This window comes from Pseudomonas sp. YuFO8, from assembly GCF_035065025.1.
Taxonomy (GTDB): domain Bacteria; phylum Pseudomonadota; class Gammaproteobacteria; order Pseudomonadales; family Pseudomonadaceae; genus Aquipseudomonas; species Aquipseudomonas putida_AE.
The window spans coordinates 14,339-30,342 of sequence record NZ_JAXDEQ010000027.1; the positions used below are offsets into that span (position 1 = coordinate 14,339).

Genomic DNA, 16,004 nt, shown 5'->3' on the forward strand with positions numbered 1-16,004 from the left:
GCGCTTGAGTCCATCGCGAGCAGGCTCGCTCCCACAAATTAAACGCAGGCTAAGTGCAACTTGCGAGGGCGTCCAATCACTATTAATAACTGGTTGATCGATGGGCTCTATGATGAAATATCTTCCCTCTGAAAAGTTCGTTATGGCTGATTAAGTAACTGAAATAATAGTAAAAATGTCTTGATAGATATCTTCGATAATCTGGTCATTAATAGCAATTAGACAATATTCAACCCTCATTCCTATGCTTTTCTCCGTCAAACGATCAATGGCCTGAATCAGGTCACGGAGAAGTACCATGTCGCAAGTCGACCGCTACAAACCCTACAAAGGTGCCGCCGCTGGTTGGGGCGCGCTGATCGCCGTTACCAAAACCTGGCTGGGCAGTGAAAACGCCCTGAAGAATATCCGTGCAATGCTCAAGACCAACCAGAATGGCGGCTTCGACTGCCCCGGTTGCGCCTGGGGCGAATCGCCGGAAAACGGCATGGTCAAGTTCTGCGAAAACGGCGCCAAGGCGGTCAACTGGGAAGCGACCGGCCGTTTGGTCGACCCGGCTTTCTTCAACAAATACAGCGTCTCGACACTGTCCGAACAAAGCGATTACTGGCTGGAGTATCAGGGCCGCCTGACCCATCCGATGCGATACGACGCCAGCACCGATCGTTACGTGCAAACGACCTGGGACGAAGCGTTCGCGCTGATCGCCCGGCATCTCAATGCGCTGGAATCGCCGAACCAGGCCGAGTTCTACACCTCCGGCCGCGCCAGCAACGAGGCCGCCTTTCTCTATCAGCTGTTCGTCCGCGCCTATGGCACCAACAACTTCCCCGACTGCTCGAACATGTGCCACGAGGCCAGCGCCGTCAGCATGATCGAGAGCCTGGGTGTGGGCAAAGGCACCGTGGTATTCGATGACCTGGAGCATGCCGACGCGATCTTCGTCATCGGCCAGAACCCCGGCACCAACCATCCACGGATGCTCGAACCGCTGCGTGAAGCGGTCAAACGCGGGGCGCAGGTGATTTGCATCAACCCGCTCAAGGAGCGCGGACTGGAACGTTTCCAGCATCCGCAACACCCGATCGAAATGTTGATGAACGGATCCGAGCCGACCAACACCGCCTACTTCCGTCCGGCCCTCGGCGGCGACATGGCGGTCATGCGCGGCATCGCCAAGTTCCTCTTGCAGTGGGAACGGGAAGCTCAAGCCACGGGTGGTGAGCCGGTGTTCGACCGTGAGTTCATCGCCGAACACACCTCGGGAATGGATGCCTACCTGGCCGAAGTCGATGCCACCGCTTGGGAGCACATCGAGCAGCAATCGGGCATGAGCCTGGCCGACATCGAACTGGCCGCGCGCATGTACGCCCGCGCCAAGCGCGTGATCATGTGCTGGGCGATGGGCTTGACCCAGCACACCCATTCGGTGCCGACGTTGCAGGAAGTGATCAACGTGATGTTGCTGCGCGGCAATGTCGGGCGCCCCGGTGCCGGCCTGTCACCTGTTCGCGGTCACAGTAACGTGCAGGGCGACCGGACCATGGGCATCAACGAACTGGCGCCCACCGAATTGCTCGATGCCCTGGAAAAACGTTTCTCCTTCAAGCCGCCTCGGGAGCATGGCCACAATACCGTGATGGCGATTTCGGCGATGGAGCAGGGCCGTTCGAAAGTGTTCATCGCCCTGGGTGGCAACTTCGCCCAGGCCACCCCCGATACACCGCGCACCCACGCCGCGTTGCGCAAGTGTGAGCTGACGGTGCACATCGCCACCAAACTCAACCGCAGCCACCTGGTCACCGGCCGTGAAGCGCTGATCCTGCCGTGCCTGGGCCGCACCGACATCGACATGCAGGCCGAAGGGCCGCAAGGCGTCACCGTGGAAGACACCTTCAGCATGATCCACATCTCCCATGGCCAGCTGAAACCCAAGTCCAAACACCTGCTGTCGGAGCCGGCGATCATTGCCGGGATCGCCGCCGCGACCCTGGGCAAGCAGCCGATCGACTGGAACTGGGCCGTCGGCGACTACGGCCGCATCCGCAACATGATTGCCGACACCATCCCGGGCTTCGAGGATTTCAATCGGCGCTTGCTTCATCCGGGCGGCTTCCACATGCCGAACAACGCCGCGCAGCGCATCTGGAAAACCGCGAGCGGCAAGGCGCAATTCACCCCCAGCGTGTTGCCCGAACACCTGATCAGCGAAGGCGTGCGCAACCTGGCGGTGAAGCCTCATTTGATCCTGCAGACCATGCGCTCCCACGATCAGTACAACACCACGTTGTACGGTCTGGACGATCGTTATCGCGGGGTCTACGGCATGCGCGATGTGGTGTTCGCCAACGAGCAGGACATCCGCCGGCTGGGTTTCGAGCCGGGGCAGAAAGTCGACCTGGTGGCGCTGTGGGACGACGACCGTGAACGTCGGGTCAGCGGTTTCACCCTGATCGCCTACGACATTCCGGCCGGCCAGGCGGCCGCGTATTACCCGGAGACCAACCCGTTGGTGCCACTGGAAAGCTACGGTGACCGCACGTTCACCCCGACCTCCAAGTTCGTCGCCATCCGGTTGGAGCAGGCAAAAGCGAGCAGCCTCATTTCCACTTCTGCCGCATAAACCTGTAGGAGCCGGCTTGCCGGCGAAGGCGCCCGAAAGAACAATGCATTGTTGAAGGACGCCTTCGCTGGCAAGCCAGCTCCTACAATTTCCTGGCGGTGCTCGAAGGCCTTTGGCTGAAAACCCACAACGACACCTACCGCGATCTCTACCATTTCTGGTCGAAGATCTTCGCCGTCAACTTCGGCATGGGCGTGGTCTCGGGGCTGGTCATGGCCTACGAGTTCGGCACCAACTGGAGCCGTTTTTCCGACTTCGCCGGCAGCATCACCGGGCCGTTGCTGACCTATGAAGTGCTCACCGCGTTCTTCCTCGAAGCGGGCTTCCTCGGGGTCATGCTGTTTGGCTGGAACCGGGTAGGGCGCGGCTTGCACTTGATCTATTTCTCGGGTGGCCAAGGGGCCCAAGCCCCATCACGAGTATGGGCCTGCGGGTCATTCCGATCATGTTCCTCGGCTACCTCGGCCTGGCCTTCAGTCTCTGGCCGAACATCGTGCCGCCGTCAGGATTGGCGATGGCTACCATTGATAAACATCAAGCGGCATCTACTCGGTGGTACTAGCGCATTGGGTGGCTGGTGTTGAGCGGGCCTGTAGGAGCGAGCTTGCTCGCGAAAAAGCTCAGGGCACCGCGGGGTGACAGGCGCCCCGCGTCATCGTTGACCTCCATCGCGAGCAGGCTCGCACACAGTAGATCGGGTACGGCCGTGGGAGATGGGGCGATTCATTGCGCCCCAAACATCACCGTCCAGTAAATCCCCGCATCGCTCTTCGGATCAACCGCATACGCCGCGCCCAGGTCACGGAACTGCGGGTTCATCAGGTTGGCACAATGACCGGGGCTGGTCAGCCAGCCGTCGACCACCTTGCGCACGCTGTCCTGGCCGGCGGCGATGTTTTCGCCAATCTGCTGGAAGTCGTAGCCCGCCAGTTCCGCGCGGTCGCCCGGGGTGCGGCCGTCGCGGTCCTTGTGATCGAAGTAGTTGTTGTTGGCCATGCTGCGCGACTGGGTTTCGGCGGCGGTCGCCAGGGTGGCGTTCCAGGTCAGCGGCGTGGTGGCGTTGAAGGATTGCGCGCCGCACTGGCGGGGCTGGCTGCGTGCGACGTTAAGTTCGGCCAGCATTTTTTGCCCTTCGGCCTGCCAATCGCCCAGGCGTGCGCTCAACAATGGGCGGGCCAGGACGATGCGCCACTCGCGGTCCTGGCGGCTGACGCCGACGTCGACGAACTGCGGGTCGAGCACGATCTGGCAAAAACTTTCCTGGATCGCTTTCATGGCCGAGGGCGCATCTCGCGGCCCGTTCAGGCTGATCGCCTGCACGTTCTTCATCGGATAACCGGCGCTGGCCATGGCCTGCTGCAGGTTGCCGACGCTGGCGGCGGACAGCACCAGCCGTGGGTCGGCCGACAGTGGCGGCAGTTCCGAGGACACCTGGCCGGCGCAACGCTGCAGCTGGCCGCGGTAGAGGTTGATCGATTCGATCAGTTGCGACTCTTCGCTCGCCAGCGCGGTGGCGGCAAACACAAGCCCGAGTGAAAACCCGGCAAGGCGCAGAGTGGATGACAGGAAATGCATGGAAATCCTCCTTGAGCTGACTGCGCCCATGATGCGCGAAGTGCCCCCCTTGAACGCAATGTCTTTTTCGCGATGTCGCCTCCTTTGCGCCATCATTTCACTACTACACTGAGGCGAAACTGCCCACAGAGTAGTGCCCGACCATGCGCCACGACTGGATAGCCGCCTGCCTCGCCCTCACCCTGATCGCTGTTCCGGTATTCGCCACCGACCAGCAGCAAAAACAGAAAGTCGCCGAAGACAAGGCCGAGGTGCTTGAGCACAAGGCCGCCGAAAACAGCAGCCCTGCGTCGGCGTCCAAGTCTCAAGCCATTACCCAGCCCGAGGTCCAGGCCGTGGACCCGGCGGGCAAAGCGCCGCTGGATGACGCCATCACCTGTCTCGCCCGATCGATCTACTGGGAAGCCAAGGGCAAGAACGCGGCGGACATGGAAGCGGTGGCCAATGTGGTGATGAACCGCCTCGGCCACGACGGTTTTCCCGATACCGTGTGCGGCGTGGTCAAGCAGGGCTCGCAGAGCAAAAGCTGCCAGTTCTCCTGGTGGTGCGACGGCCGTGCCGACTCGGTGCAGGAAGAGGTGCCTTATGCGATGGCCAAGGAAATCGCGCGCAAGGCACTGAACAAGCAATTGCCGGATCGCACCAAGGGCGCGTTGTATTTCCATGATCGCACGGTGAAACCGGATTGGGCCAGGGAGTACAACAATACGGCCAACATCGGCTTGTTCAGATTTTACAAACCCAAGGCCGGGGATGCGAAGTAGTCGCAAATTCACCCAGGCGATCATGAACCAGGCCGCGACCTTAAGCCACGCTAAAGAGCATTCGCTCCATGCTGGTGCCTTTACTGGCTTCAGGATGGAGACGCCTGGTCGGTCTCCATTGGCATCGGCCGTTTTAAATCAATTAGATACAGCTGTGCTTATGCGCACGATCGAATATGGCACGCACATTGCTCCACCTCTCCAGCACCTTTTCTGGTGCGATTGATCCGGGACGACCCGGAGGCCTCGCGGCTCTGCGATATCTGGACGACCAGGTGACATTTTGACTAATCATCAGGAGGTTACTTATGGCGCCCACGCCTCGTATTACCCCTCATTCCGCGTTCCAGACCCTGCCTCTGGTCGACATTCAGGGACTGTTTTCCGACTGTGCAGCCGCTCGTATCGAAACCGCCGCTGCCCTGGGGCGAGCAGCCTCGCAGGCAGGCTTTCTGTACGTGACCGGGCACGGTATCGATCCGCAGATCATCAACCGCATCAAACAACGGACGGTGGAATATTTCGCCCAGCCGCTTGAACAGAAGATGAACGATTACATCGGCCTGTCGAGCAACCACAGCGGATATGTACCGGAGGGCGAAGAGCAATTCGTCGAGGGCAGCATCGATCACAAGGAGGCCTTCGATGTCGGTTTCGATTACCGGCTGCCGCACGGGACGCGACCGATGCTGGGTGCCAATCGCTGGCCGGCGTTGCCGGGATTCAAACAGGACGTCAAGGCCTATTACGACGCCGTGTTCAGCCTCAACCTCACGCTTTTTCGAGGTTTCGCACTGGCACTGGGGCTTGCGGAAAATGCCTTCACGCAACGGGTCAACAACCCGCCCAGCCAATTGCGGTTGATCCACTATCCGTTCGCGCCGGATGCGCCGGTGGATCGTCCCGGTATAGGTGCGCACACCGACTATGAGTGCTTCACCATTTTGCTCCCGACCGCGCCGGGACTCGAAGTGTTGAACGGTGCAGGGCAGTGGATCGATGTGCCCTTGGTGGACGGCGCGTTTGTCATCAACATTGGCGACATGATGGAAGTGCTGAGCAACGGCTCCTACGTCGCCACCGCGCATCGGGTACGCAAAGTCGCCCAGGAGCGTTACTCGTTCCCGATGTTTTGCGCCTGTGATTACGACACGGTCATCGAGCCCGTCGCGCAACTGCTCGATCCGGCAACGCCGAGCCGCTATGGACCGGTTGTGTGTGGCGAGCACTTGTACGCGCAAACCCTGCAAACCTTTCGCTACCTCAAGCAGCGCCTGGCTCGCGGTGAACTGAGCTTGCCGGACGGGGCAAAGGGCTTGTCCTCATTCGGCCGTACTGCCTGCGCCATGGAGGTTTGATATGCACCTCAATGAACTTGTCGCTCGTTACCCGCAGCAACCGACCCAAGGCGTTCCAGACTGGATGCTGGGTTTCTACAAGCGCCGGGCAATCAGCTTTGCCGATGGCCTGACCGATACCCAGACCCACGTGTGCTGGTTCCAGAGCCGTAACTTCACCATTGATTTGCGCTTGCCGCTGGAAGAACACCAGGTGCAAGCCAAACCGTTGCTGGCGTACAGCGCGGAAGAACTGCAGCGACTGGCCAACTACGAAGGCTGGGAAGCCTTGTGTTCATGGGAAGGCGAGATTCTCAGTTGGCACACCGACACGTCCTTGCAGTTGCACAATCGCTGGCCCGAGCCAGGGCTGCTCAAGCGTATCGGCAACTGCATGATCGAGTTCTCGCCCAGCGGGGCCTATGTCGAAGACTGGCGTCTGCAATTGTCGGCGCCCGGCGCATTGATAGGCCTGCGGCTGCTGGAGGAAAAGGAGTTGGAGAGCGGCATCGTGCGTCATCGAGGCGGGGGATTGATCGTTTGTGGTGAATATGCGGCGCTGGTGCTGGGGCGTTCACATCCGCTCGAGGGAGGTGTGCCCCTGCGTGAGTTGGTCGCTCAATACGCGGATGACCCGCAATGGCTGCGCCGTGCGTTCAACTTCGAAACATCGGTGGCCCAAGGCTCGCTCGACGAGGGCTACAACGTAACGCTCTCGACCTGTGCCGCGCGCGTGGGGCAGACCCTGATCCCACTGGACGGCTTCGAACTGCAGGCTGACAGCGTTCACATCATCCAGCGATTGCTGGTTGATGGGCTGGCCTGCGAACGCCTGTTCATCATCGACACGCTGGAACCGCACGTCAGCTACGCGCAATCCACCGGGTTCACCCGCAGCGCCGCGCAGTGGAATGAGCGCGAATCCCCGACATTGAGCCGCTATACCCAGCCGCTCGTTTGAACTCATTGCGTCATCCCATTCATAACCCGTGAGGTTCCCATGAAGGTATTCTCGTGTGTGTTTTACCGTTACCCAGACCATGCTGTTCTACACGCCAACCACGGCCTACGAATTCGCCAGCTCCGAGGCTATCCGCCACACCATGGACAAGGTCCGCACCTTTTCCTTCGCCAAGGGTTTGCTGGGTCAAGCGGCCACCAGTGCTGACGCGGTGGGCATGCAGTTCGCCGATGGCTCAACCCTGGGCGACAAAAACAACATCAAGCTGCGCTTCGATACCCGGTTCGTGAACATGGCGATGACCAACCAGCTCTGATCCGGCAGCGTTTTACAGATGAGCGCGGCGCCAGAAGCATCGGGCCAGCAAGGCATCGAGGCTTAACTTTCCAGGGCCGGACAGCAGCAGCGGCACAAGGGCGGCGAGGTAGATCAGCGGCAGTTTGAAATTGCCGAAACCCTTGTTGCTGATGGAGTAACCCTGGGCCAGTTCGCTCAAGGTCGACCAGTCGGCCGGCCAGTGCACCGCGGCGGTCGCGACGATGGTCACCACGATCAGGCTGATCGCCGAGAACCGTGTGGCCAGGCCCACCAGCAGGGCGAGGGCGCAGATCAGCTCCACCCACATCGACAATTCCCAGTTCAACGTGGCCGGCAGGTGGTTGAACGGAAACAGGAAGCGGTCCTGGATGTCGGCGAACCAGTTCTCGCCATTGAATTTCTCCAGGCCTGATTCGAAGAATTCCCAGGCGAGGAACACCCGCAGGGTCAGTGGCGCTATCCAGCTGCCGGCACGGTCAAGGTTCAGGTGCAGGCCTTTGACGGCCGATGAAATAGTGGCGCTCATGGTTGATTTCCTTCGAGGCAGGGAAGTCGGGCGGTGGGGTGCCCGTTGAGATGTATTTCATCAACCGGGTGTATCTGCGGTGTGTCGTTTGTGCGGGGAAATGAAGGCGTGGTGTGTCTGGGGTGGGGCTGTACACACTTTGATACGTAACCAGGTGCAACACTGGGCAGCTGTCTTGGGCGATGGGGGCGGCGGATGACGCTCGGGGACTTTTGCTATACATTTTCCGCCCGCCCTTTGCATGGTGATACCGCTTCATGTCTCTTGCGCTCGAACGTCTAGTCGCTGGCACGCCAATCCCTTTCGCCGGTAACCGTGTCACTGTGGTCAGCCCCGAACTGGCGGCACGCTTCCAGCCCGGTGACCACCTGTTGGTGGAGCAGGTCAGCGGCGAGCTGTTGTTGATCCCGGTGGCGGACCAGCAAGCCGCAGCGGTGGCGATCGAGCGTGCACAAGCGGCGTTCAAGGTGATGTCGACGGTGTCGGACCAGGCCATCAGCGCCTTCTTCGATCTGTTCGCGCAACGCCTGGAGACGCCCGAGTGCTGGGCCCTGATCGAGGCCGCGAACCTGGCCGACATCGAACGGGCCAAGGCCCGTGGCCGCTCGACCACGCGCCTGCTTGCCGATGAGCGCATGCGCCGCGACATGATCGCAGGCCTGCGCGCCTGGCGCGATGCGCCGGCCACCCGCGGCAAAGTGATCAGTTGCGTCGAGCACGACGGCTGGAAAGTCGAACAAGTGGTCTCGCCGTTGGGCATCGTCGCGTTCGTCTTCGAAGGTCGGCCGAACGTTTTCGCCGATGCTGCCGGGGTGTTGCGCACGGGGAACACCGCGGTGCTGCGCATTGGCAGCGATGCGTTGGGCACGGCCCAGGCCATCGTCACCCACGCACTGAACCCGGCGCTGAACGACGCCGGGCTGCCGACTGGTGCGGTTTCACTGGTGGAAAGCGTCAATCACGCCGCCGGTTGGGCGATGTTTGCCGACCGCCGCCTGTCACTGGCCGTGGCCCGTGGTTCGGGACGTGCCGTCAGTCAACTGGGCAGCATCGCGCAACAGGCCGGCACTGCCGTCAGCCTTCACGGAACTGGCGGCGCCTGGTTGATCGCCGACACCGACGCCGATGCCAAGCGCTTCGCCTCCGTGGTGCGCAACTCCCTCGACCGCAAGGTCTGCAATACCCTGAACGTATGCCTGATCCAGCGCGATCGCGCCGCGGAACTGGTACCGCTGTTTCTCGACGCGCTGCATCAGGCCGGCAAGGCACGCAGCCAGGGCTGCAAGTTGCACATCGTCGAAGGTAGCGAAGCGTTCGTGCCGGCGGATTGGCAGACCGCGAGCGTCGAGGTCTACCGCGCCGAAGGCTATCGCACGGAAGCTCAGGCCGAATCCTTGCCGGAAGATCAACTGGGTCGCGAGTGGGAATGGGAAGAGACGCCGGAAGTCAGCCTGAAGATCGTCGACGACCTGGACAGCGCCATCGCCTTGTTCAACCTCTACAGCCCGCAATTCACCGTGTCGCTGCTCAGTGAAGATGCCGCGACCCAGGAACGCTTCTACAACGCGGTCAACGCGCCCTTTGTCGGCAACGGGATCACCCGTTGGGTCGATGGTCAGTACGCACTCAACAAGCCGGAACTGGGCCTGTCGAACTGGGAGAGCGGTCGCCTGTTTGCGCGCAGCGCGATTCTCTCGGGCGATGGTGTGTTCACCATTCGCAGTCGCATGACCCAGGTCGATCTGTCGGTCAAACGCTAAAAAGATTGCCGCAGCGGCTGCCTGGGCGGTCGCTGCGGTCAAGCTCAGGCGGCTTCGACGGCTTTACACCAGATGGGCACTGAATTTTCTTGATCACCACAAATCTCCTTGTGGGAGCGGGCTTGCTCGCGAATGCGGTCTATCAGCTGACATTGACGTTGGCTGACCCGACGCATTCGCGAGCAAGCCCGCTCCCACACTGGATCTGTGGTGGTTAGGAATATCAGGCACTAAAAAGGGCCTGCTCTTATTGGGAGCAGGCCCTTTTTTTAATAAGTTAAATTCTAATCAGTAGAACCGATCAATCACCCGAACTTCGTTCTGGTTCTGCAGCGAGGCCCAGGCCTGTTTTAGCGTTTGCAGAACATTACCGATGAAGTCCTTGTCGGCCGCGGCTTTCTTGCCGACATAGCCCTGGCCGCGACGGTACATCTTCAGTCGGGCAAGCAGGTTCTCGTTGTTCTGGTCGAACTCCGCTTCATGGGCGTGTGGAGACAGGCAGTCGATTTGAACTTCGCCCGACTTGCTGATCCACAGGATATGGCTGTCATGGCTGTCTTTTTGCGCAGCGAACATACGAGCCAGTTCTTCGATAGTTGGTTGATTGTTCAGATTCATCATAAAAACCCCTTGACCATTTGGTGATCTTTCAAAGTTGATTCGCTAATACAGGTAGCCCATCGGTTAGTTGATCCCTGGCACCGAAACCAGGACGTCAGCAGTCGTCCGTCGAAATCGACGGGGTCCCGCGTCTGTTGCATGTAGTCGTGTTGAATAACTGCTACGCAATAGCGTCACAACGAAGAGAAGCGGCGATAACCTTTGGCCCCTGCCGACCTTTTCAGGGTCGGCCACAAGCATCATGAGGATGGATCGCCAGCGCTTCTCGCCCTTGTACTGGACGTTCAGGCCAGGTCAGCTTCTTCAATCTGCCTTGTGGGCAGCGTGTATCCGGAAAAAACAGCTCGGCGGTCAGACGAGCTTGCTCAAGCGTGTTGCCAGTACTCCCGATCGGGGAGACGTCTGCATCATGCAAGGGCAAATCGAAGGCGTCAACGGTTTTGTAGTGAATATTTTTGTTCACTACATATTGTCCGACAAAGCTGATTTGGAATTAGAAAGGGAGGGGGCTTGCCGGCGAAGCTCGCGGCTTTACCCGATCTATTGTGGGAGCTGGCCTGCCGGCGATGGCGTCCTTGAGCCTTGTGTTGGACTTTCAACGCCTTCGCCGGCAAGCCGGCTCCTACAGGGTTTACGGCGTTTCGAAACAATAAACGCTGCACGGCAACCCCTGGATCGACAGCTGATGCAGGCTGAACCGGTTTTGCGTGAGCTCGGGCATCACGGCAGCCCAGAACAGCCGCGCCGGCCGGTTCGCCTCGACATGGAAAATTTGCCATCGACCAGGGAGGCGGTTCAACAGAGTGGACACGACAAATCTGGCGACACCCTGGCCACGAAAGCGCCGACTGACGAACAGGTAACCGATGTTGTGGCGGGCGTCGGGTACATGGACTTCATCATCCACGGTCACGAATCCGGCCAACTCTCCGTCGACCTTGATCAGAAAAGGCTGGGTCGCGGGTTTTCGCCAGTAGTCCGAGAGGGACATCAGGCTGAAAAGACCCTGCTCGCCCAGTGCCAGCGGCACCCACTCGCTGAAGTCATAGGTGTAGAACTGCATCAGGTTTTCAAGGGTCTGCAGCTCATCGCGCCGGGCCGCGTGCAGTTCAATCGAGATCATCTGGAAGGTCCCCGCCGATTGCAGTGCAATACGCGTCATTATGGCCTACACCATCCAGCTTCTTTCGATCACCTTCAGACTTCGTTAAGAAACGCCGTCGATACTCCTCCCCAATAGATCCGGGGGAGGTATTTTCCAATGTCCGATTTCAACTGGAATGTTCAGTTGCCGCTGCAGTTTGGCCAGGCCGAAACGCCGCGGTTGCACCTCGCCAGGGCCTTGCCCTACGACCCGCAACGGTGTGCCTTCGAAACCTTTATCCAGCAACGTTTTCGCAAGGCCCACGGCGCCGACATTCGCCATTTCATGCCTGAACTGTTCGGCATGCTTGATGCCAACGATGCGCTCTGTGCAGTAGTGGGTGTGCGCCTGGCGAGCACCGGACCGCTGTTCCTGGAGTGTTACCTGGATGAAGCGATCGATCCGCTGATCAGCGCCACGGCAGACCAGGCCGTAGAGCGGTCGGCCATCGTCGAGGTGGGCAATCTGGCCGCCAGCGACACCGCAAACGCGCGCATGAGCATCATCGCGATGACCTACCTGCTGGCCATGGGAGGCCTGGAATGGGTGGCCTTTACCGGCAACCTGGGCTTGGTCAACAGCTTTCATCGCCTGGGTTTGAAGCCCGTGACGCTGTGCGCCGCCGACCCTGCGCGGCTCGGCGATGACCGCCACGCCTGGGGCAGTTACTACGAAAGCAAGCCTTGGGTTCACGTTGGCAACATCCGCGCCGGCTTCATTCATTTGCGCAATATCGGGTTGTTCAGTCGCCTGGGTTTGCCGACGTCGAGTGAGGCATGCTGCCATGTCGCCTGAGCTGGAACTGTTCGAACAGACCCTGCGCAGCCATGCCGAGGATCAGGCAAAAGTCACGGCGTTGTGGGGCGATCAGCTGAAACTGGACTACGCCACGCTGTATACCGAAGTGATGAAGCGCCAGCAGCGGCTGCGCGATGAGCAGATCGAGGTCGTGGCCCTGGCGCTGGACAACGGTGTCGAGGCCATGCTCTGGGACTTGGCCGCACTGTTCGCCGGCCTGGCCTGTGTCGCCTTGCCGGGCTTTTTCAGCCCGGCGCAACGCAGGCACTGCCTGGAGCAGAGCCGCGCCGAACGGGTCATCGCCGAACCGCACCTGCACGACGAACTGCAAGCGGCTGGCTATCAAACGGACGGCGACTTCTGGCGCCGTAGTTTCAGCGGTCCGAGTGTGATGCCTGAAGGCACGGCCAAGTTGACCTTCACCTCGGGCACCACCGGTACGCCCAGGGGAGTGTGCCTGAGTGCCGACAGCATCCTGCGGGTCAGCCGCGAGCTGGATCAGGCCAGCAAACCCACCCACCCGCAACACCATCTGGCGCTGCTGCCACTGGCCATCCTGCTGGAGAACATCGGTTGTTATGCCGCGTTGTACGCCGGCGCGACCTTGAGCCTGCCCGGCGCGAAAACCTTAGGGATTGAAGGCGCCAGCGGGGTGAATGTGCCGCAACTGCTGGGGTGCCTGGCCAACCGGGCGCCGCAGAGCCTGATCCTGGTGCCGCAGTTGCTGCTGATGCTGGTCAGTGCTGCCGAACAGCACGCCTTCGACCCACGGCACCTGCGTTTTGCCGCCGTGGGCGGTGCCCGGGTTTCCGAGGATCTGCTGCGTCGTGCACAGCGGGTGGGCGTGCCGGTCTACGAAGGGTACGGACTGTCGGAGTGCGCCTCGGTGGTGTGCCTCAATCGCCCACAGGCGCACCGTCCCGGCAGCGTCGGACAGCCCTTGCCCCATGTAGAGATCCGCCTGGCGGACGACGGCGAAGTGCTGATCAAGGGTTGCACCTTGCTCGGCTACCTGGGCGAGGCGCCCCATACCGCGGCATGGTGGCCCAGCGGTGATCTCGGCGAGTTCGACGCCGAGGGTTTTCTCTACCTCAAGGGCCGCAAGAAACATCAGTTCGTCACCAGTTTCGGGCGCAACGTGAATCCGGAGTGGGTGGAGGCCGAATTGACCCAGCGCGGGCTGATCGCCCAGGCCTTCGTGCATGGCGAGGCGATGGCGCACAACCATGCGCTGCTCTGGCCCCATCGCCCCGATTGCAGCGACGAGCAACTGGCTACCGCCGTCAGCCAGGCCAATCAGGCGTTACCCGACTACGCCCGGGTCCATCGCTGGACCCGTCTCGATCAACCCTTCACGGCCGCCAACGGTTTGCTCACCGCCAATGGCCGGCCCCGGCGGGACGCCATCGTCGAGCGCTACCGGGAGCAACTCAGTGAATACGCATTTTCCGAGGAATCCGCACCATGAGTTTTTTTGACAGGCTGCAAGAAGCCACGCATCAACAACGCACTGAGCTGTTCAACGTGCCGATCATCCGTGATGCCCTGGAGGGCAACGTCAGCCTGGACAGTTACCAGGCCTTCCTGGCGCAAGCCTATTACCACGTGCGCCATACCGTCCCCTTGATGATGGCCTGCGGTGCGCGCCTGCCGTCGCGCCTGGAATGGCTGCGTGAGGCGGTCTGTGAGTACATCGAGGATGAATACGGCCACGAAAAGTGGGTACTCGATGACATCGAAGCCTGCGGCGGTGACAGGGATGCTGTGCGCACCGGGCGTCCGTCCATGGCGATCGAATTGATGGTCAGCTTTCTCTACGACCTGATTGCCCGGGGCAACCCGGTGGGGCTGTTCGGCATGGTCAACGTGCTCGAAGGCACCAGCATTGCCCTGGCCACCCAGGCCGCCGACAGCATCCGCCAACGCCTGTACTTGCCGCAAAGCGCCTTCAGCTACTTGAGTTCCCACGGCTCACTGGATATCGAGCACATGCAGATCTACCGCCGACTGATGAACAGGCTGGAAGATCCGGACGACCAGGCCGCCGTCATTCACGCCTCCACCGTGGTCTACCGGCTGTACACCGATATGTTCCGCGGCCTGCCGCATGACGGGGAGAGCCGGCATGCGCCTGTCTGAAGCCCGCGTGGTGTTGACCGGCGCCAGCGGCGGCATCGGCCTGGCCATTGCCACGGCCCTGTGCGCCAGCGGCGCCCGGGTATTGGCCGTGGCACGCAATCGGCAACCGCTGGCGGCGCTGCTCGAGCAGTATCCGCGCAACCTGTTCTGGATCGGCGCTGACCTGACGCTGCTCGCCGAGCGCCGAGAAGTGCTGGCGGAAGCGGAAAGCATCGGTGGCATCAACCTGCTGATCAATGCCGCCGGGGTCAATCATTTCGCCATGCTCGAACAACTGGACGACAGTGAGATCAACGCGATGCTGGCGGTGAACATCAGCGCGCCGATCTGCCTGACCAAACTGCTGCTGCCACTGCTCAAGCAGGCCGACAGTGCCATGGTGGTCAACGTCGGTTCAACCTATGGCTCCATCGGATACCCCGGATACGCCAGCTATTGCGCGACCAAGTTCGCCCTGCGCGGGTTTTCCGAAGCCCTGCGCCGGGAGCTGGCGGACACCCGGGTCAGCGTACTCTACGTCGCCCCCCGCGCCACCCGTACCAGCATGAACAGCCCGGCGGCCCAGGCGCTCAACGATGCGCTCAAGGCCAATGTCGACGATCCGCGGGCGGTGGCAGCTTCCGTGATTCACGCCATCGCCGGTGACCGTCGTGACCTTTACCTGGGCTGGCCGGAGCGCTTTTTCGTGCGCCTCAACAGTCTGCTGCCGCACCTGGTAGACCGCGGCCTGCGCAAGCAATTGCCGCTGATCCGCCACCTGAGCCAGAAACCCGACGAGGAGAAACTCAAGCCATGAAAAAGATCATCACCTGCCTGCTGTGCGGCGTCTTGAGCCAGAGTGTCTGGGCGCTGGATGCCGCCGACCAGCAACGCCTCAACGGCATCCAGCAAAGCTGGGCGCATATTCAGTACGAGTTGCCAGAGGATCAACGCACCGCGGCCTTCGAAAAACTCGCCGCGCAAGCTGCAAGCTTCACCCAGGAACGCCAGGCAGTCGCAGAGGCCTGGATCTGGTCCGGTATCGTCACCAGCAGTTGGGCCGGTGCCCAAGGCGGGCTCGGGGCGCTGGGCAAGGTCAGGGCGGCCAGGGCCGACCTGGAAAAAGCCCTGACCCTGGACCCCAAGGCCCTGCAAGGTTCTGCCTACACCAGCCTTGGTGCGCTGTACGACCGGGTGCCGGGTTGGCCCATTGGTTTTGGCGACTCGGACAAGGCCGAACAATTGCTCAAGGTGGCCTTGCAAATGAACCCCAACGGTATCGACAGCCTGTACTTTTGGGGCGATCACCTCTACCGTCAAAAGCGTTACGTCGAGGCCAGGGCCGCCCTGCAGAAAGCCTTGCTGGCCGCGCCGCGTCCCGGCCGCGAAAGCGCCGACGCCGGGCGGCGCAAAGAGATTGAAGCGCTGTTGGTGGACGTGAACAAGAAACTCGGCTGAC

General features: G+C 61.0%; 16 protein-coding genes and 1 pseudogene. 12 read left to right on the forward strand and 5 right to left on the reverse strand.

Annotated features, from left to right (window positions below):
- The first annotated feature begins 298 nt into the window (after positions 1-298).
- On the forward strand, positions 299-2,623 hold the full coding sequence (locus SOP95_RS21665) for an FdhF/YdeP family oxidoreductase (protein ID WP_323608262.1): 2,325 nt from the start codon (positions 299-301) through the stop codon (positions 2,621-2,623).
- An 86-nt stretch (positions 2,624-2,709) separates the two neighbouring features.
- Positions 2,710-2,997 (forward strand): annotated as a pseudogene (locus SOP95_RS21670) (cytochrome ubiquinol oxidase subunit I); the annotation flags it as partial.
- A gap of 349 nt (positions 2,998-3,346) precedes the next feature.
- Here the strand turns inward: SOP95_RS21670 and SOP95_RS21675 are convergent.
- Positions 3,347-4,198 (reverse strand): CAP domain-containing protein, encoded by an 852-nt coding sequence (locus SOP95_RS21675; protein WP_274076702.1) that lies wholly within the window; start codon positions 4,196-4,198, stop codon positions 3,347-3,349.
- 143 nt (positions 4,199-4,341) lie between these two features.
- Here SOP95_RS21675 and SOP95_RS21680 point away from each other — a divergent pair, with 143 nt between their 5' ends.
- The 4 genes from SOP95_RS21680 (at position 4,342) to SOP95_RS21695 (ending at position 7,576) form a co-directional block, all read left to right on the forward strand.
- Positions 4,342-4,962, forward strand: a complete 621-nt coding sequence (locus tag SOP95_RS21680; RefSeq protein WP_274076703.1) for a cell wall hydrolase — start codon at positions 4,342-4,344, stop codon at positions 4,960-4,962.
- 308 nt (positions 4,963-5,270) lie between these two features.
- The gene (locus SOP95_RS21685) at positions 5,271-6,320 is read left to right on the forward strand and encodes an isopenicillin N synthase family dioxygenase (RefSeq protein WP_323608263.1); all 1,050 of its coding nucleotides are present in this window, start codon (positions 5,271-5,273) and stop codon (positions 6,318-6,320) included.
- Between the two features lies 1 nt (position 6,321).
- Positions 6,322-7,260: a hypothetical protein gene (locus SOP95_RS21690; RefSeq protein WP_323608264.1), complete on the forward strand. Its 939-nt coding sequence runs from the start codon at positions 6,322-6,324 to the stop codon at positions 7,258-7,260.
- Between the two features lie 55 nt (positions 7,261-7,315).
- Positions 7,316-7,576 carry a hypothetical protein gene (locus SOP95_RS21695; RefSeq protein ID WP_323608265.1) on the forward strand — a complete coding sequence of 87 codons (261 nt, stop codon included), beginning with the start codon at positions 7,316-7,318 and terminating at the stop codon, positions 7,574-7,576.
- A 12-nt stretch (positions 7,577-7,588) separates the two neighbouring features.
- Here SOP95_RS21695 and SOP95_RS21700 read toward each other — a convergent pair whose 3' ends face one another.
- Positions 7,589-8,104, reverse strand: a complete 516-nt coding sequence (locus tag SOP95_RS21700; protein ID WP_274076707.1) for an HvfX family Cu-binding RiPP maturation protein — start codon at positions 8,102-8,104, stop codon at positions 7,589-7,591.
- Between the two features lie 257 nt (positions 8,105-8,361).
- Between SOP95_RS21700 and SOP95_RS21705 the strand changes: the two genes are divergently transcribed.
- Positions 8,362-9,864: an aldehyde dehydrogenase family protein gene (locus SOP95_RS21705; RefSeq protein ID WP_323608266.1), complete on the forward strand. Its 1,503-nt coding sequence runs from the start codon at positions 8,362-8,364 to the stop codon at positions 9,862-9,864.
- 288 nt (positions 9,865-10,152) lie between these two features.
- On the opposite strand, the gene SOP95_RS21710 is transcribed toward SOP95_RS21705, so the two are convergent.
- The 3 genes from SOP95_RS21710 to SOP95_RS21720 all read right to left on the reverse strand — a co-directional run bounded on the left by SOP95_RS21710 (position 10,153) and on the right by SOP95_RS21720 (position 11,608).
- Positions 10,153-10,482: a hypothetical protein gene (locus tag SOP95_RS21710; protein ID WP_323608267.1), complete on the reverse strand. Its 330-nt coding sequence runs from the start codon at positions 10,480-10,482 to the stop codon at positions 10,153-10,155.
- A 223-nt stretch (positions 10,483-10,705) separates the two neighbouring features.
- Positions 10,706-10,948: a hypothetical protein gene (locus tag SOP95_RS21715; RefSeq protein ID WP_274076710.1), complete on the reverse strand. Its 243-nt coding sequence runs from the start codon at positions 10,946-10,948 to the stop codon at positions 10,706-10,708.
- A gap of 168 nt (positions 10,949-11,116) precedes the next feature.
- Positions 11,117-11,608 (reverse strand): GNAT family N-acetyltransferase, encoded by a 492-nt coding sequence (locus SOP95_RS21720; protein ID WP_323608304.1) that lies wholly within the window; start codon positions 11,606-11,608, stop codon positions 11,117-11,119.
- A 138-nt stretch (positions 11,609-11,746) separates the two neighbouring features.
- Between SOP95_RS21720 and SOP95_RS21725 the strand changes: the two genes are divergently transcribed.
- The 5 genes from SOP95_RS21725 to SOP95_RS21745 are packed head-to-tail and all read left to right on the forward strand — an operon-like array spanning position 11,747 to position 16,003.
- A complete protein-coding gene (locus SOP95_RS21725; protein WP_323608268.1) occupies positions 11,747-12,424 on the forward strand; it encodes a thermostable hemolysin in 678 nt (225 codons plus the stop codon).
- A complete protein-coding gene (locus SOP95_RS21730) occupies positions 12,414-13,895 on the forward strand; it encodes an AMP-binding protein (protein WP_323608269.1) in 1,482 nt (493 codons plus the stop codon). Before SOP95_RS21725 ends, SOP95_RS21730 begins: the two co-directional genes overlap by 11 nt.
- Positions 13,892-14,566, forward strand: coding sequence for a TenA family transcriptional regulator (locus SOP95_RS21735; protein ID WP_274076713.1), 675 nt, complete (start codon positions 13,892-13,894; stop codon positions 14,564-14,566). Before SOP95_RS21730 ends, SOP95_RS21735 begins: the two co-directional genes overlap by 4 nt.
- Complete coding sequence (locus tag SOP95_RS21740; RefSeq protein ID WP_274076714.1) at positions 14,553-15,362, forward strand: SDR family oxidoreductase; 810 nt, start codon at positions 14,553-14,555, stop codon at positions 15,360-15,362. The genes SOP95_RS21735 and SOP95_RS21740 overlap by 14 nt, the downstream gene beginning before the upstream one ends.
- Entirely contained in the window at positions 15,359-16,003 is a 645-nt protein-coding gene (locus SOP95_RS21745) for a tetratricopeptide repeat protein (protein WP_323608270.1), read from the forward strand. The genes SOP95_RS21740 and SOP95_RS21745 overlap by 4 nt, the downstream gene beginning before the upstream one ends.
- Position 16,004 lies beyond the last annotated feature (1 nt).

What these genes read in the sequence shown, in the direction of transcription:
- SOP95_RS21685 (WP_323608263.1), top strand. Translation starts at nt 5,271, where the DNA reads ATGGCGCCCACGCCTCGTATTACCCCTCATTCCGCGTTCCAGACCCTG.
- SOP95_RS21680 (WP_274076703.1), top strand. Translation starts at nt 4,342, where the DNA reads ATGCGCCACGACTGGATAGCCGCCTGCCTCGCCCTCACCCTGATCGCT.
- SOP95_RS21730 (WP_323608269.1), top strand. Translation starts at nt 12,414, where the DNA reads ATGTCGCCTGAGCTGGAACTGTTCGAACAGACCCTGCGCAGCCATGCC.
- SOP95_RS21745 (WP_323608270.1), top strand. Translation starts at nt 15,359, where the DNA reads ATGAAAAAGATCATCACCTGCCTGCTGTGCGGCGTCTTGAGCCAGAGT.
- SOP95_RS21740 (WP_274076714.1), top strand. Translation starts at nt 14,553, where the DNA reads ATGCGCCTGTCTGAAGCCCGCGTGGTGTTGACCGGCGCCAGCGGCGGC.
- SOP95_RS21700 (WP_274076707.1), bottom strand. Translation starts at nt 8,104, where the DNA reads ATGAGCGCCACTATTTCATCGGCCGTCAAAGGCCTGCACCTGAACCTT.
- SOP95_RS21675 (WP_274076702.1), bottom strand. Translation starts at nt 4,198, where the DNA reads ATGCATTTCCTGTCATCCACTCTGCGCCTTGCCGGGTTTTCACTCGGG.
- SOP95_RS21705 (WP_323608266.1), top strand. Translation starts at nt 8,362, where the DNA reads ATGTCTCTTGCGCTCGAACGTCTAGTCGCTGGCACGCCAATCCCTTTC.
- SOP95_RS21690 (WP_323608264.1), top strand. Translation starts at nt 6,322, where the DNA reads ATGCACCTCAATGAACTTGTCGCTCGTTACCCGCAGCAACCGACCCAA.
- SOP95_RS21720 (WP_323608304.1), bottom strand. Translation starts at nt 11,608, where the DNA reads ATGATCTCGATTGAACTGCACGCGGCCCGGCGCGATGAGCTGCAGACC.
- SOP95_RS21725 (WP_323608268.1), top strand. Translation starts at nt 11,747, where the DNA reads ATGTCCGATTTCAACTGGAATGTTCAGTTGCCGCTGCAGTTTGGCCAG.
- SOP95_RS21665 (WP_323608262.1), top strand. Translation starts at nt 299, where the DNA reads ATGTCGCAAGTCGACCGCTACAAACCCTACAAAGGTGCCGCCGCTGGT.
- SOP95_RS21710 (WP_323608267.1), bottom strand. Translation starts at nt 10,482, where the DNA reads ATGAATCTGAACAATCAACCAACTATCGAAGAACTGGCTCGTATGTTC.
- SOP95_RS21735 (WP_274076713.1), top strand. Translation starts at nt 13,892, where the DNA reads ATGAGTTTTTTTGACAGGCTGCAAGAAGCCACGCATCAACAACGCACT.